The sequence below is a fragment of the Methanolobus sp. ZRKC2 genome (genome assembly GCF_045291185.1).
Taxonomy (GTDB): domain Archaea; phylum Halobacteriota; class Methanosarcinia; order Methanosarcinales; family Methanosarcinaceae; genus Methanolobus.
The window spans coordinates 1,057,446-1,073,086 of the sequence record NZ_CP146980.1 but is presented as its reverse complement, the minus strand read 5'-3'; the positions used below and the strand labels follow the sequence as shown (position 1 = coordinate 1,073,086).

Here is a 15,641-nt window from a genome sequence, read left to right as displayed (position 1 = left end):
CTACAACCAGCTTGAAAACTAAAAGTGAAGTTATCCACTAACACTTTCACAGCTCCATGCTTCAACAAGGACTTTAATGAGATTATCTTCCTTTGGATTTACATGAACATCATAGATTTCTGTTTCTTCAATGTCTTCTTGTATCCCTTCAAGAACAAATCTGAACGCTCTCTTTATCTTAGGAGATTTGCCGGAAAGCAACTTTGAAGCCAGAATATCAGGAAGAAAATAGTACAAAGAACCGTTATAATTCAGGTAATTTATACCAATGTTATAGCTCTCTTTTTCTCCATACTTAGACCGTATAGGTAAAATGTCCTCATCAGGCTCTACCTCAATTAGTATGTTTATTTCCTCCCATGAATCCTTATCAAGAGCCTTATCAATGTCAAATGAATCTACTATCTTTTGTACATCCTCTATATTGTCAATAATCTCTTCACAAGCAATCTTTTCTGCTACAACATAATTCCATAAATCAAGAAGCAAAGTTATAGTAGGCTGTTCGAAGTCATTATCTGAAAATATTTATGTTGATGCTTATTATCTACTATCAAAAAAAACGCCGTTAACTTCTGCATTTAATTAAGTACAATGTAAAAAAACATATATAATATTATAACTTTTTTATATTGACCCGTCTATCTTGAATTATTTGGGCGGGGGAGAGAAAATATGAAAAAGACTAAAATTATATTTGGGCTGGGATCTATTCTAGTCATGCTGCTGGCAGTTTCTGTAGGAATTGCAGAAAGCAACGAGAAAGAGGAATTAAAGGTAGGATCTAATGGTGTTTTCTTGAATGAGGAGAGTTTTACATTTTCCGATAAAGAATTGACTGCAATCTATAAAGCCTATGGTGTAACTGAGAATGATGTTAAGCATTTTAATGGTGAGCTTCCTCATTGGCTTGATGGCACTATTTTGGGAAAAGGAGGACCAAAGGTTCTCGGATATCCTGAAGGTGTTAAGCTGACTGATGCTCAGAGGGAGAAAGCTGATATTGTAATGCCTATGGCAGATGTTCAGAAGATCTGGGACAATGCAAGTGCCAAATATCTGGAAGAATATGGTGTAGATGTGAATAATCCTGTAGAATTTGAGATAATCAATGGGTATGTTTTACCTGCTGAGTATGTGAAGAAAGAGATGCTTCTTGAGTATCTTCTATTTCAAGTTTGATCGTTCTCATCCAATAATTTCGTTTTTTATTTTCAAGTGTGGGTAGTTAGTGGTTCTTTTTAATGCCACATTGATTTACAAGATATTATACAATCTATTGTTGTGTTTTTGTTCTCCTATAAGTAAATATTTTTGTGGAATGCTTGCTTTTTTTTATGAGAATGTAGATTATAAAAATGTAATTAACTCTATATCTTAGAAAAACATTTTTTATTAATTATTTTACATACCCTTTCATCTCTGACAGTAAGCGTGATACAGCTAAATGTCTGGCTATGTATGCAGTTTCAAGTTATGTCCAAGGGCATGATGGTGTAGGTGGTGTTCATTCAGGAGTTAAAATCCCTGATAAAAAAGTCACTGTTCTAAACAGGTTGCTATATAGAATTCCAGATGAATTTAGGCAAAAATTCTAAAGTATGTGTATAATAAGGCTTTTATAAAATCTGAATTAACAAAAAAAGAGATATTAGAAATTGGTTTCAAAACCCAGGTTATCATAGAATATTTTGATGTACCTGAAGCCGAAATTACTATAAACTTACATAATTTAATGAGAGTTCAATGCTTAAGAGATTTAAGTCTAGAAACAAATTCCTTAGTTTCAGATCCAATTGCATTTAAATGTGAGTTTCAGGCTGGCTTACTCCTTTAGGAGTAGCTTTTATTGAAGCTTGTATAAAGTAAAATTTATCAAATGATAGACTTTGCGATGATGAAGAATAAGCAACCTACTATCAATAATCACATATGAAACTTTTTGTTTAAGAATGCTTAGGAAATGATTGATCAGTCTATATAAAAACAGAACTGCTTTAAAATAATTAACTTAAAAATAGATTAAAGCATTAAGTTTCAGAGTACACTTTTTCTTGTAAATCAAAAAAAATGGTTGTGCATATTGAGTGCAAAACGCCGTACACTTTTTTTTAGTTGTATATATCCCGACGTGTAGGTGCGGGGATATAGTTATCTCAAATTTTTTGTACGCTGATTTATGGAATAATTTCACAACTTGCTTAGTTTTTAAAAATAAAAAAATGTAGGATAACTACTCCGTACTTAAATATAAGAGTATTAATTTTATATCTATATGAAGATGAAACTAATTATGTTGTTAGCTATCATTTCATTATTTTCAGGGTGTATTTCATCACCAATAGAAAATAATGGTGAAATTTCTGAGAATGAGAATGAACAATTAAGTATGAGCAATGATAAAAACAAGAACGATAAGCCAGTCTTGAATTCAAATTGGGTGGAATATCCTGATGCATCACTGATCCGTTATGATGTGAAAGATACAGGGGTAAGTGGTGCACAATCCTATACAAAATATGTTAATTATGAGGCACCCAACGGGAAACCAATATACATTTTAGCACAAGACAAAGTCACAGATGAACAACTCTTAAAAGCATACAATGTTCTGGACTTTTATCTTGATTCATTAAACAGCACAGAAGTTACAAACTCGATTGCTAATAATAAAGCCGTCATTAACATGCCAAATGGTGCAGATGGTGACAGTAGTATTCCTTTCTGGGCATTGACAGGACAACCGCTATACCAGATGGAAACTCCCACAGAAGGAAGCAAATGGTATATTGAGAACGATTATGAACACAGGGATGCTTCATACGAAGAAATATTGCATTTTGTTCATGATTATGGCATTGGAATCCAATCCAGCGAACAGGCTCTGCCTGAACTACAAAAAAGAATCTATGCAGCAACAATGAATGCTCTTCCTGAGAACAAGGATGATTGGGGTAAAAAAGGATTATGGGGACTTGGTGCTAAAGAATGGCTTAATGAACTTTCAAAGGAAGGCAGTCTTGAGCAAGAATATTTGGCAGCTGTCGTAGATTCATATTATGGTCAATGGGGAGCTAGTTCAGATTCTGATAATGGAATGGATGGTTTATATGTTGCAAAGACTAGGGAAGATATCATGGAACAGGATAACATTGGATATGAACTGGTTACAGGAATGTTCCCTGAATATCTGACATACATGGCAAGGATTGACTCCCAATTTGAAGGAACATTTACAATGACCTTTGATCCACAAATACCATACACTCATAAATCACAGTATCTGCTAAATGCCAGATTACTCGGAAGCAATGATTCAAACCTTGTAGGTAATTCCCAGAACAACATTTTGATCGGTAACATTGGCAGCAATATTATTGATGGAAAAGAAGGTTATGATGTAGTCCAGTATAATTCATATTCTTCAGATTACATCATAGATTTTCAGGAAACAGAAATTATTGTAACTGAGAACTCAACTGATCAGAATACTGATACATTGAAGAATATTGAACTGCTGAGGTTTAAGGACAAAGATATTCAGGTAAATTAAAGGTCAATTTGTTTATAGAACAAAATAGCAATCAATTCCAATAATGCTGGAATTGATCTTTTTATTTTGAATTTATTTTTTGATTCTGTAGAAATGCTCTTTCTAAAATCAACCTAGAAATAGCTAATATGTTACATCTTTTTTGTTAATTTAATATACGTATTTTCCTCTTCACATTTTGTGACTTAAAATTCAATCTCCCTTCATTCGCTTTTTTCTTCAAATAAACCAACGCACTCCTATGCTTGATTCCTAGCTTTCTTGCTCTTTCAGGAGTTAGGTTCAGGATGAAATCATAGATTGCTGTTTCATTGATGAACTCCTGAGCCATTTTAACGTCAAGAGCCTGCTCATCTATGTTATTAGCTTCCTTACCAATGTAAACAATAGGATCAGCCTAGACATATTTTCTTTCATTAAAGACAGAAGTTGCTCATACTTTCTGTTTAGGCCATTTGCACGCATATACGATAATCATCAAAAGAAGCACAAATTCCACAACAGAACCGAATATATTAAAGAACCAGGTCTACCCTATTGAATTCCCTATCTTTTGCTATTAACCAAAGCACCTCATGACATTCCCGGTTTCTTGTTTTCCTCAAGTCTATTTATAACTTCTTTGAGTCTTCTTTGCCTTGTTTCCTCTTTCTTTGCATTGAGGATCCATTCAATGTAGTTCCTCTTATATCCGGGTGCGAAATTTCTGAAGTTTTCCCATGCTCTTTTATTTGCAGAAATAGCTTTCTCGATCTCAGGAGGGATTACAAGTTCCTTTTTAGTTTCCTTTTTATCGGTTTTCAAACCGTTCTTATTCTCTGCAAGCAGTTCCCTTATTTTCTCGCAGCCTGCATCTGTCATCTTTCCGGCTTTGATCATCTTCCTGGCCCTTTCTTTGTTCAGGTCAGACCAGTTGCTTTTCTTTTTTCGGGGAGTGAATTTCTGCATATATCTCTCATTGTCCAGAGTCCTTACAGTGCTATCTATCCATCCAAAACAAATTGCTTCTTCCACAGCATCATCATATGGTATGCGGGGCATGTTTGTGTTTTTCTTGTAATATACCAGCCAGATCTCCTTTTTCTTGTCGTGATGGATTTCCAGCCAGTTTCTCCATTCATCACGGTCGGTTACGTAGAGTTGTTCAGGTGGCTGTCTTCGGGCCAGTTTAGAGTTGTCTGCGGAATTCATGCGACTTTACCCATTTATGAATTGTAGTTCTCGCTTATTTATTTCTTTATGTGGACGGCATGTATCCAAAGACAGCATACCCGAAAAAGCGTTGCAAAAAATGTCAGAAGAAGATGGGGAGAAAAGTGACACAAAATTCAAAAAAGAATGAATGGAAGAGATCACTCTCTCCATTCGTAGATGTAGTTTGTTCTGTAGACAGCACCATGCTGAATTATCAGATCCGTATCTCCAGTTTCCTTCGAATGAATTGCCTTCCTTGCTTAGCTTTAGTTCTACGTCACCTACTTGCAATCAACTTACTTAAAAATAAAATACAAATATAAATATCACATCAAACCAATCTCCCTTAAATGAGTTCTATAATTGACAGGATAGTTCCGAGACAGCGCAGGATGTCTACAAAAGTAGGAGGCATGCTTATTATAGTAGGAGAAACTATGTTTTTATTCTCCCTGCTGAACTTCCTGATGATCACAAGACTTCAGTATTATAGTTCCGGAGACAGTTTAATAAGAGTGCTCTTTCCACATTATCTGCTTTTCCTTGCAGCACTATTTTTTGTTGCATTCACAGGTATGTGGCTGGCCTATGTTTACATCTTTCCAAGTAAGCAGAAGTTTTCACAGGAACAGGCTATTAAGGATGACCGCAGCCCTATGTACCAGAAGATACTGGAGATACAGGAAGAACTGAATGAGATGAGGGCCACAGTTGACTCGCTTTCAGAGAAAGTCAGCACAATTGTTGAAGCTGAAAAGAAATGATTCTTTTTATACAAAATGACAGTAGAACTAAAACCTATTATCAATGAACCTGCTCTTGTTATGGAAAACGAGACAAAGACTCTTGTTGTTGCAGACATTCACCTGGGAATCGAGTGGGATCTTTACAGAAGTGGTATTTCCATACCAAGCCGTATGCAGTACGGCTTGGACCGTATGCTGGAGTATATTAAGCAGGAATCTCCCGGGAGAATAATACTGCTGGGAGATGTGAAACATAATGTCCCCCAGATATCCTGGCAGGAAAGGGATGAAATACCCTATTTTCTGGAATCACTTGCCGAACATGCTGAAATAGACATTTTTCCCGGCAACCATGATGGAGGTATTGAGCACCTGGTTCCCAAAAGAACGGATATCAGGATACATCCGGTAAGAGGCTCGACCATAGAGGGAATAGGTTATTTCCATGGTCATACCTGGCCTGATCCTGACCTGCTTTTTGCAGATTTTATTATTACTGCACATAATCATCCTACCATACGTCTTACCGATTCTCTTGGATACTCCATTACAGAGCAGAGCTGGATAAGGACTAAACTTAAAAAAGATATACTCCAGGGACATTTCAGGAATACGGACCTTAATTCCGGGAAAGATAAATGGAAAGATCCTGAGCTTGTAATAGTCCCGTCGTTCAATGAACTCTGTGGTGGAGTTGCATTCAACGAATCTCTTCATGATGATCTGCTTGGGCCGCTGTTTTCTTCCGGGGCTGTGGACATTGATGATGCACAGGTTTACCTGCTCGATGGTACTCCACTTGGAGCATTGAAGCACATTCGAAGGATGGAAGAAAGCAGGTTCCGTGTAAAGGGTAATAGAAAGAGTTATAGAAAAAGTGGGAACAAGGGTGCTATAAAATGAGTTTTGGCAACATCTTTGACTCTTTTGACTCCCGGATACAGGATGCTTTGAAAAAACAGGGTTTTGAAGCTCCCACCGAACCACAGGAAAAGGTTTTTCCGCATATACTTAAAGGTGAACATACTTTTCTGGTGGCTCCCACCGGTTCAGGTAAAACTGAATCAGCCGTGCTTCCGATATTTCATGCAATTCTTTCCAAAAGCAAAGAACAGAGGGCTGGCATTTCCGCACTTTATATAACTCCTCTTCGTGCACTGAACCGTGATATGCTTTCACGTATACAGTGGTGGGGAGCTGAACTTGGTATTGATGTCCGGGTACGTCACGGAGATACTTCCCAGTACGAGCGACAAAAACAATCACGTAACCCGCCTGATGTTTTGATAACCACTCCTGAGACTCTCCAGGCAATGTTCACGGGTTCACGCCTGCGTAAGAACCTTGAGTATGTGACTCATGTTGTGGTGGACGAAATACATGAGATGGCATCCTCGAAGAGAGGCACTCAGCTTGCTGTCGGTCTGGAGAGGCTTGTGGAACTTGCAGGTGAGTTCCAGAGAATAGGACTTTCAGCAACAGTAGGCAATCCTGAAGAAGTTGCAAAGTTTTTGGTGGGAGCCGAGCGAGATGTTTCGGTTGTGGTCGTGTCCCTGCTGAAACTTCTGGAATTCAACGTGATTACTCCTTTTCCTACGGAAGATGATCTGAAGGTTGCCAAATTAATTGGCTCCGATGCTGAATTTGCAGCTCATCTGAGATGCATCAGTGAAATTGTTGAAAATAATGTTTCCACATTGATATTTGTGAATACCAGGCAAAGTGCTGAAGCACTCGCATCCGGTTTCAAGATACTTGAACTGCCTATTGGTGTGCACCACGGCTCTTTATCAGTGGATTCCAGGATAGAGGCTGAGGAATCTTTTAAAAGCGGTGACCTTAGGGGTCTTATATGCACATCTTCAATGGAACTGGGAATCGATATCGGTAACGTGGATCATGTAGTTCAATATGGTTCTCCAAGGCAGGTTTCCAGGCTTTTGCAGCGTGTGGGTCGTGCAGGCCATAGGATACATGAGGTTTCCAGGGGCACTATCCTGGCAATGGGAGTGGACGATGTGGCAGAGAGCATGGCTATATGTAAACTTGCTCTTGAGGGTAAAGTGGAAGCTATTGATCCGCATATGAATTCCCTTGATGTTGTTGCAAACCAGATATCAGGCCTTGTTCTTGATTTTGGTGAAGTTGGGATACAAAAGATGTTTTCTGTTTTCAAACGTGCCTATCCTTTCAGGGATCTGAAATTCGAAATGTTTAAAAAAGTAGTAGAACAGGTAAATGATTACAGGATGGTGTGGAATGAGGAAGGATCGGATGTATTTTCACGCAGAAGGAAAAGCTGGCAATACTATTATGATAACCTTTCCATGATACCTGATGAGAAAAAGTATGAGATATTTGATATAGTCACCGGAAGGACTGTGGGTGTTCTTGACGAGGCTTTTGTCATCAATTTTGTAACTCCTGGAGCTGTTTTCATAACCAAGGGCGATATGTGGAGGGTACTTGAGATGAACAGTGACCGTGACAGGATTAAAGTAGAACCTGTGCGTGGAATGGGAGAAATACCAAGCTGGGTAGGTGAGGAAATACCTGTACCTTTTGAAGTTGCAGGAGAAGTAGGTTTTATCCGAAGAACAATAGCAGAAAGGATGATTGAAGGTTGGGAAGATGACAGGATAGCTGTGCAGCTTACTAATGATTATCCGGTTGACCTCACTGGAGCCCTGGAACTGGTAGGTCTTATGAGGGAACAGGTTTCTGGAAATTTTCCTGTCCCCGATGCGCAGACTATCGTTATTGAGAATGATGAGGAATCTGTTCTCATCAATGCTTGCTTCGGTCACAACACCAATGAAACTTTTGCAAAGGTTCTGACATCACTACTTGCTGCAAGATACGGGAGCAGTGTCTCTCAGGAAATTGATCCGTACAGGATACGATTACAGCTTCCAAGAAGAATAAAGGCCCGGGAAATCGAGCAATTGGTACGCGATATACAACCCGAACATATAGAACCTATCATAGAGATGACCTTGAAGAACACCTCTCTTATGAAATGGAAGATGGTACATGTTGCCAGAAAGTTCGGAGCCCTGAGTAAGGATATCGATTATGACCGGATAAGCATGAAAAAACTGCTTGAGATATACCGTGGGACAGCCATGTATGACGAGGTTATAAGGGAGATCTTCCATACGATGCTTGATGTTGGAAGAGCATCGAGACTTTTTATGGATATATACTCGGAAAAAATAACTCTCATTATCAGTCCTTCTACTCCTATAGGAAGGGCGGGATTTTCCATGAAAAGGGATCTTATTGCACCTGAAAAGGCTGACAGGTCCATAGTAATGGCCCTTAAAGGACGGATTATGAATGACAGGGTCATACTTTTCTGTGTACATTGCAAAAAGTGGACCTCAAGAAGACAGGTAAAAAATGTTCATGATGATATCATCTGTCCTGTATGTGATTCGAAGATGATAGCTTCCCTGAAACCCTGGGAAGAGGATGAGATAAAGCTTGTACGAAAACAGGAAAAGCTAAGCTCGAAGGAAGATCTCAAACGTGTAAAGAGGGTTTACAGGAATGCAAATATTGTGATGACACATGGAAAACAGGCTGTAATAGCACTTGCCAGCAGGGGTGTGGGTCCCGAGATGGCAACACGTGTGATACAGAAGATGAGACATGATGAAGAGGCATTTTACAGGGATATACTTGTTGCAGAGAGAAATTATGCAAAAAATAAGAGATTTTGGGGTTAATTGTTAATTTTGCACGACCATTTTTTAATTATATATTATTAATATAATTTCACTTGGATATAAGCTGAAATAGCACTTAAAACTTTATTTTTACGTTGTTATGTTGTAATTTTCATACAAATTTACATATTTAATATGGTTTAAATTGTTATAAAAGCATACTTTATAACTAAAAATACACTCAATTCTCTTAAAAATAAGTTTTTGGGACCAATTTCACACTGTTAATTTTTGATTTGTATGTATTTATTATACTTTTATCCAAATTAAATCTTAATAATTACTTTATTGAATAATATTTTAGCGCTTTTCAGTTGTAATTTACATACAAATAATCATACTTAATATGACTTTATTTTATATAAAAACATACAATCTTACTGAACATTATACTTGATTTATTCGAAAAATCAGCTTCAAGCAATAGTTTTATATCTTATGCAACGTAAATCAAAATGACTAAAATCTACTATAAAGAGAAGGATTCATATGAACATGAAAGAAAGGTTTTTGAAAGCATTACAGGGCGAAGAAGTTGACAAAGTTCCGGTTTTGTCTGTAACACAGACAGCTATTGTTGAGCTAATGGACAAGACTGGCGCTGCATGGCCGGAAGCGCACAGTGATGCACAGAAAATGGCAGACCTGGCATACGCATCATATTCAGAATGTGGTCTTGAAGGTGTCAGGGCTCCATATTGTCTCACAGTACTTGCAGAAGCTATGGGCTGTGAAGTCAACATGGGTACAAAGAACAGGCAGCCTTCCGTAACAGATCACCCATATCCAAAGGGTGTCGACAACCTCAAGATGCCAGACAATCTCCTTGCCGAAGGCAGGATTCCAGCAGTAATGGAGGCACTTGGCATTCTGAAAGAAAAGACCGGAGGCGAAGTACCTGTAATTGCCGGTATGGAAGGTCCGGTAACCCTTGCATCCGACCTTGCAAGCGTAAAGAAGTTCATGAAATGGTCTATCAAGAAGCCGGAAGACTTCCAGACAATTCTTGATTTCGCATGTGATGCATGTATCGAGTATGCAAATGCTCTTCTTGATGCAGGTGCAGATGTCATTAGTGTACCGGACCCGGTAGCTTCACCAGATCTTATGGCTCCAGACACATTTGACACTGTCCTTAAACCAGTTCTCCAGAAATTTGCTGATGGTGTAAAAGGCCCGATGATTCTCCACGTTTGTGGTGATGTTTCCCCGGTTCTTGAAATGATGGCAGACTGCCACTTTGAATCTATCAGTATCGAAGAGAAGGTTACAGATCTTGCGGGCGCAAAGGCAAAAGTTGCCGGTAAGGTAACAATCTGCGGTAATGTTTCCAGCCCATTCACTCTTCTTGCAGGCGATGAAGCCAAAGTCAAGGCAGACTCAAAGAAGGCTCTTGATGACGGAATCGATGTACTTGCACCAGGCTGTGGTATTGCACCGGACACCTCCGTTGCAAACCTTAAAGCAATGGTTGCAGCAAGAGACGAGTACTACGCATAATTTCAATATCTGCATGACATAGTTTTTAACTATGCCATGTAATTCTTTTCTTTTTTAGTTTATTTTTCGTTATAATTTAAGGTTACATTCCTGAATTTCGCATGCAATAGCTTCATCAAATTTTTCCATAAATTTTTAATAGAACCTAAATCTACTTACTACATACGTATTTGCATGCTGTTATTGCAGATGCAATGCTACTGATATTTTAAAGGAGTTCTCTATCATGCAATTCAGTCTTGGGATAGACGCAGGAGGCACATATACGGATGTTATTCTGGTAAGAGATTCGGATGGTTCTGTTCTAAGTTCCAGCAAAGCTCTCACGACTTATCCGGATTTGATCATCGGTATAAGAAATGCTATTGACAACATCGAACAAGAATATCTTGAAAAGGTAAGTCTTGTATCCGTTTCCACTACTCTTGCCACCAACACTGTGCTGGAAGGTACGGGCAGTCCTATTGCGCTAGTTCTGGTAGGTGATCATCCGCTTGAAGGTGATTTTCCGGCAGAGCACGTTATTCTGGTGGACGGTGGCCATGATTTCAATGGTGAGGAAACTGTGTCTCTGGAGGTTGAAAAAGTCCGGGATTTTGCAAAAAAAGTCAAAAACGATGTTGCTGCCTTTGCGGTTTCTTCTTTTTTCAGTATTCGTAATCCTGAACATGAAAATACCATACGTGACATTGTTCATGAACTTACAGGGATGCCTGTGGTCTGCGGACATGAGCTTTCACAGGATTTAGGTGCATATGAGCGGGCTGTGACTGCAGCCTTAAATGCACAACTGTTGCCGATTTCTGATCACTTCATTAAGTCCGTGATGGAAGAGGTTGAACGAAGAAATATTGATGCAAAGTTGCTTATGTTAAAATGCGATGGTACTGTTGTAGGACTTAAGGATGCTCTGGAAAAACCAGTAGAGTCGATTTTTTCAGGTCCGGCTGCAAGCCTGGTAGGTGCATCTTACCTTTCAGGCTGTGAAACATGTGCTGTAATAGATGTGGGAGGAACGAGTACTGATGTCTCCGCAGTGTATGACGGAGTTCCTGAGTTAACAGATGCCGGCGCCACTGTTGGTAACTGGAGAACAAGGGTTCGGGCAACGAGGATGGAAACTTCGGCTATGGGTGGCGATAGTCATGTGTGGACATGCTCAAGAAAAATACATATCGGACCAAGAAGGGTAATACCTCTTTGTGTAGCTGCAGTCAGGTATCCGAATTTTGTGAAAAAACTAAAAAATAGTGCATCACCATCAAGGCACACGCTTGATAGGAACATACAGCCGACCAAATTTTTCATGCGATCCGGTTTTAAGGCATTTGGTCTTGAAAGATCTGAAGCTGCAGTCTTTGAGGCTATCGGTGATGAACCAATGTCTCTTGGGGAGATCGAATCAGTTTCAAAAAGCTATCCTTCAAGTGTTGTTCTCGATTCTCTTATACATAAAAGGTTGATTCAGCCAGTCGGTTTTACACCAACAGATGCACTACATGTTCTTGGTGATTACGGGCGTTGGAAAACTGAGGCGTCGATGATCGGGGCTGAAAAACTTGCACGCCTCAATAAAATGGATAAACTCAAGTTCTGCTTCAGGATAAAAGACATGGTTGCAAAGAACATGGCTTTTAATCTGATGACTTTTGTCCTTCAGGGTGTGGATCATTCAGGTATTAAAAAAATAGTTGATGGGCAGTTTCCCGCAAGATTCAAAATGGATGTTCCTGTCGTTTTGCTGGGAGGGCCAGTTAGTGCTCTATGTGAAGAGCTTTCTAAAGTGATTGATGCTGAAATTGTTGTTCCGGAGCATGCAGAAGTTGGGAATGCAGCAGGTGCACTTTTTGGCAAAGGAATAAAAAGGATTGAAATTTTCATAAGGCCGGTTTCGATTGCTGATCCCGGTGAGGGCTACTTGGCATTTTCACCTCTCGGTAGAGAAGAATTCCAGACGTACAGTGAAGCAGTTGCATTTTCAGAAAATCTCGGTGAAAAAATGATTTTGGAATATATGGGTGATTGCGGGGTAAGTAAGGAAAATCTTGAAATCAAAATTACTTCAAAAACTTTCTCGCCGGAAGACTGGAAACACGATCCAATCGAGACAAAAATGATGGTTGTGGGGATTGGTTATCCTAAGAATCTGAGAAAGCATTGATTTTGAATACGCAAATCTTTATTTTTAACATTCGCTTTCTTATGCTTTAAATCAACTTTTGGATAACTGCAAAAGAAGTCCGGTAAAAAAAAGGTGACAAAAAAAGAAAAAAGAGACAAGTTCTAGGCTTAGAACTTGTAGTTTGCGTCTGGTCTGAAGACTGCAACTTCTGCCTTGTACTTCTCGAGACTGTCACTCATGAAGGTGTCGGCTTCGTCGGTCATTGCATCGAGTGATGCCTTTGCGTCTGCAAGTGCATTAAGCTCGAACTTGGACATGACGAGTTTCTTGTTGTCTGCTGCATTGAGAATGTCGACACTGGCAATTGCTGCGTTCTTTGCACGGAGGTAAAGATCGTCTCCGTCCTTTACGATTGCCTCTCCTACCTTGTATGCGTTGTCGTATGCAAGGACGTATCCCTGTGGGTCTCTGTACTTGTCAGAGAGTACGAGGATGTCACGGAGCATCTTTGCGTTTCCGGTCTCGGTTGCAACATTGAGCATTGCTGCATCGTAGTTAAGGGACTCTGACCAGCACTGGACAGATGTACCACCGAATTCACCGTGGTATTCTACAGATTCGTTTGACCACAGGTCACAGCACTGCATGACAAGGTTACCCATTACATCAGCGTGTGCACAGGTTGAGGTCTTTCCTTCCTGTGAGATTGGGCATCCGGTGATGGACTTTACGATTGTGTTCTCGTATCCACAGTCCTTACCTGGACCCTGGGCACCTGCTTCATATCCTGCGAGTGTCCTTGGTGCGGAGATTGCCCTTGCGATGATTGCAATGGTGTGTGCAAGGTTCTTGTCGAGGAGACCACCTGCAATAAACATTGCAGTGTTTGCCTGTGCACAGTCTGTGTCACCAGCTGCAATTCTGCCTTTCTTGTCTGCGATCTTCCTGATGTCTGACCAGATCATGGTCATGTCAATTGAACCGAGGCAGCCAATTGCGTAAATGAGACCTGGAATGTCATTTCTGAGAATTGCGTAGTCAAGAATTTCCTTACCGCCCATGGTTTCGATGGACAGGAAATCAGCACCTGCTTCAGCGACAGCTTCGAATGACTCCATGAGTTTGTCATACTTTGCACCGATCAGTGCAAGAAGGTCACGGTCTTCACGGATGTCACCAGGTGTGTGTCTGAGACCACATTTGATTCCGTATTCTTCGTGGTATTCTTCAAGGATTGTCTTCTGTACGTGAGCGACTTCTCCTCCCCAGTCAGGGTTGTTGGTCATCTGCTCTACGTGTTCTGTCTCAAGTGATACTGCTGGGAAACCGATCTGTACAGCTCTTGCCATGATGTCGGTTGTAAGCCTGCGGTATTCTGAAACGAGTTTCTCCTTGGAGACACCGGCCTCAGGCCTTGGTGCGTAGTTAACTTCTGCTGTTACGTATCCAGCACCTACTTCTAAACCGAGTTCTGCCTTTACAGGGTAGACTGAGCTTCCGAAAATCATGTCGTCAGCAGCTTTGTATGCCATGTCAGTGTATCTTTTAACCATTTATCTCACCTCTTAGTGCTTGTGCATCATTTCCTTTAGCTGTGCAAGGCCTTTGCCTGCCAGTATTGCATCTGCCATCTTTGGTGCATCTGCTGCTTCTTCACCATATACTCCAAGTTCGTACTGGGTAACGAAGTCCTGGTTCACTGCACCGCCACCGCACTGGAATGGTATTTTAATTCCTGACTCGAGAAGTCTGTCATTGACTTCCTTGAATGCATACATTGTTGTTGTCATCAATGCTGTTCCGGTAAGCATCATTGGGCTTTCCTTCTTAACTGCTGCGATGACTTCATCGACTGGTACGTCACGACCGAGGTCAACTACATCGTATCCGCCTGCTCTGAGAAGAGCTGCTACGATTGTCTTACCGATGTCGTGTACGTCACCTTCTGCTACGTGGCATACAACCTTTCCTTTTGGCTCAGGTGCGGATCCGCCCTGGTCCTTACAAAACTCGATACCTTCGAGCATTGCATCTGCAGACATCATGACGTTTGGCAGGAAGATGACACCCTGGTCGTATAAATCTGTCACTATTTTCATACCTGGCATAAGGACGTCGTCGATAAGTGCAATTGGGTCTGCTCCACCCTCGATTGCTTTTTCGAGACCTTCGATTACGTCATCTTCTTCCCCGTCAAAGATTGCAGCGGAAATTGATTTTGCTGGTTCTGCACTTGGGTACATCTCAGCTGCCATCTGTTCAGGTGTCTGTGCTTTCTCTTTCTGCACATTGTACCTAACTAAAATTTTGCTTGGGTCTATATCCATCTATTCTACCTCCTAGTATCTAGATTTCACCACTTCATCGCAAAAAAGCAACGATGAAAGCGGCAAATGGATTCAATCAGCCAATGGCACTTCATGATGCGTGAAAGATCTCCACAATCTTGCAAGCATCTCAACCTTCAGCCAACTTCATATTTCCACACAAGCACTTATTCTAGACAGATATATAAACTTAACGGTTTTAGTATTTTATAATAAATTTTAAATGCATTTCAATACTATATTTTTGAGAGTCTCGCTTGTTTTCCTTTTTTTTTGTAAATCGTTGTATACTGAGATATTATATTTTGACAGTATCTTTCAAATAGTTTCTATTTTTTATCTTATTTCATTAATAAAATTTTGCATGTTCGGTTTTGAAGGAGTAATCTTAAATAAAATGACTCATCAAAACAAATTATATTGTTATAATTAAAGTAAACTTTAGTGAAGTCCAGTTTCCATCAAGTT

At 39.9% G+C, this 15,641-nt stretch carries 11 protein-coding genes; 7 read left to right on the top strand and 4 right to left on the bottom strand.

Annotated elements, in window-relative coordinates:
- Positions 1-30 precede the first annotated feature (30 nt).
- Positions 31-489, bottom strand: coding sequence for a hypothetical protein (locus tag V7O62_RS05005; protein ID WP_406657918.1), 459 nt, complete (start codon positions 487-489; stop codon positions 31-33).
- A gap of 186 nt (positions 490-675) precedes the next feature.
- Here V7O62_RS05005 and V7O62_RS05000 point away from each other — a divergent pair, with 186 nt between their 5' ends.
- Complete coding sequence (locus tag V7O62_RS05000) at positions 676-1,182, top strand: hypothetical protein (protein WP_406657917.1); 507 nt, start codon at positions 676-678, stop codon at positions 1,180-1,182.
- A 1,207-nt stretch (positions 1,183-2,389) separates the two neighbouring features.
- On the top strand, positions 2,390-3,553 hold the full coding sequence (locus V7O62_RS04995; protein WP_406657916.1) for a hypothetical protein: 1,164 nt from the start codon (positions 2,390-2,392) through the stop codon (positions 3,551-3,553).
- A gap of 573 nt (positions 3,554-4,126) precedes the next feature.
- Here the strand turns inward: V7O62_RS04995 and V7O62_RS04990 are convergent.
- The gene (locus V7O62_RS04990; RefSeq protein WP_406657915.1) at positions 4,127-4,744 is read right to left on the bottom strand and encodes a YdeI/OmpD-associated family protein; all 618 of its coding nucleotides are present in this window, start codon (positions 4,742-4,744) and stop codon (positions 4,127-4,129) included.
- Between the two features lie 353 nt (positions 4,745-5,097).
- On the opposite strand from V7O62_RS04990, the gene V7O62_RS04985 reads away from it, so the two are divergent.
- The 5 genes from V7O62_RS04985 (at position 5,098) to V7O62_RS04965 (ending at position 12,885) form a co-directional block, all read left to right on the top strand.
- Complete coding sequence (locus tag V7O62_RS04985) at positions 5,098-5,511, top strand: hypothetical protein (protein WP_406657914.1); 414 nt, start codon at positions 5,098-5,100, stop codon at positions 5,509-5,511.
- 15 nt (positions 5,512-5,526) lie between these two features.
- On the top strand, positions 5,527-6,396 hold the full coding sequence (locus V7O62_RS04980) for a metallophosphoesterase (RefSeq protein WP_406657913.1): 870 nt from the start codon (positions 5,527-5,529) through the stop codon (positions 6,394-6,396).
- Positions 6,393-9,224: a DEAD/DEAH box helicase gene (locus V7O62_RS04975; RefSeq protein ID WP_406657912.1), complete on the top strand. Its 2,832-nt coding sequence runs from the start codon at positions 6,393-6,395 to the stop codon at positions 9,222-9,224. The genes V7O62_RS04980 and V7O62_RS04975 overlap by 4 nt, the downstream gene beginning before the upstream one ends.
- Before the next feature lie 489 nt (positions 9,225-9,713).
- A complete protein-coding gene (gene mtaA, locus V7O62_RS04970) occupies positions 9,714-10,724 on the top strand; it encodes a methylcobamide:CoM methyltransferase MtaA (RefSeq protein WP_406657911.1) in 1,011 nt (336 codons plus the stop codon).
- A gap of 226 nt (positions 10,725-10,950) precedes the next feature.
- On the top strand, positions 10,951-12,885 hold the full coding sequence (locus tag V7O62_RS04965) for a hydantoinase/oxoprolinase N-terminal domain-containing protein (RefSeq protein WP_406657910.1): 1,935 nt from the start codon (positions 10,951-10,953) through the stop codon (positions 12,883-12,885).
- A 128-nt stretch (positions 12,886-13,013) separates the two neighbouring features.
- Here the strand turns inward: V7O62_RS04965 and mtaB are convergent, their stop codons facing one another.
- Together mtaB and mtaC are read right to left on the bottom strand one after the other, a co-directional pair.
- Positions 13,014-14,399 (bottom strand): methanol--corrinoid protein co-methyltransferase MtaB, encoded by a 1,386-nt coding sequence (gene mtaB / locus V7O62_RS04960; protein ID WP_406657909.1) that lies wholly within the window; start codon positions 14,397-14,399, stop codon positions 13,014-13,016.
- Between the two features lie 12 nt (positions 14,400-14,411).
- Positions 14,412-15,173: a methanol--corrinoid protein MtaC gene (gene mtaC / locus V7O62_RS04955; protein ID WP_406657908.1), complete on the bottom strand. Its 762-nt coding sequence runs from the start codon at positions 15,171-15,173 to the stop codon at positions 14,412-14,414.
- Positions 15,174-15,641 lie beyond the last annotated feature (468 nt).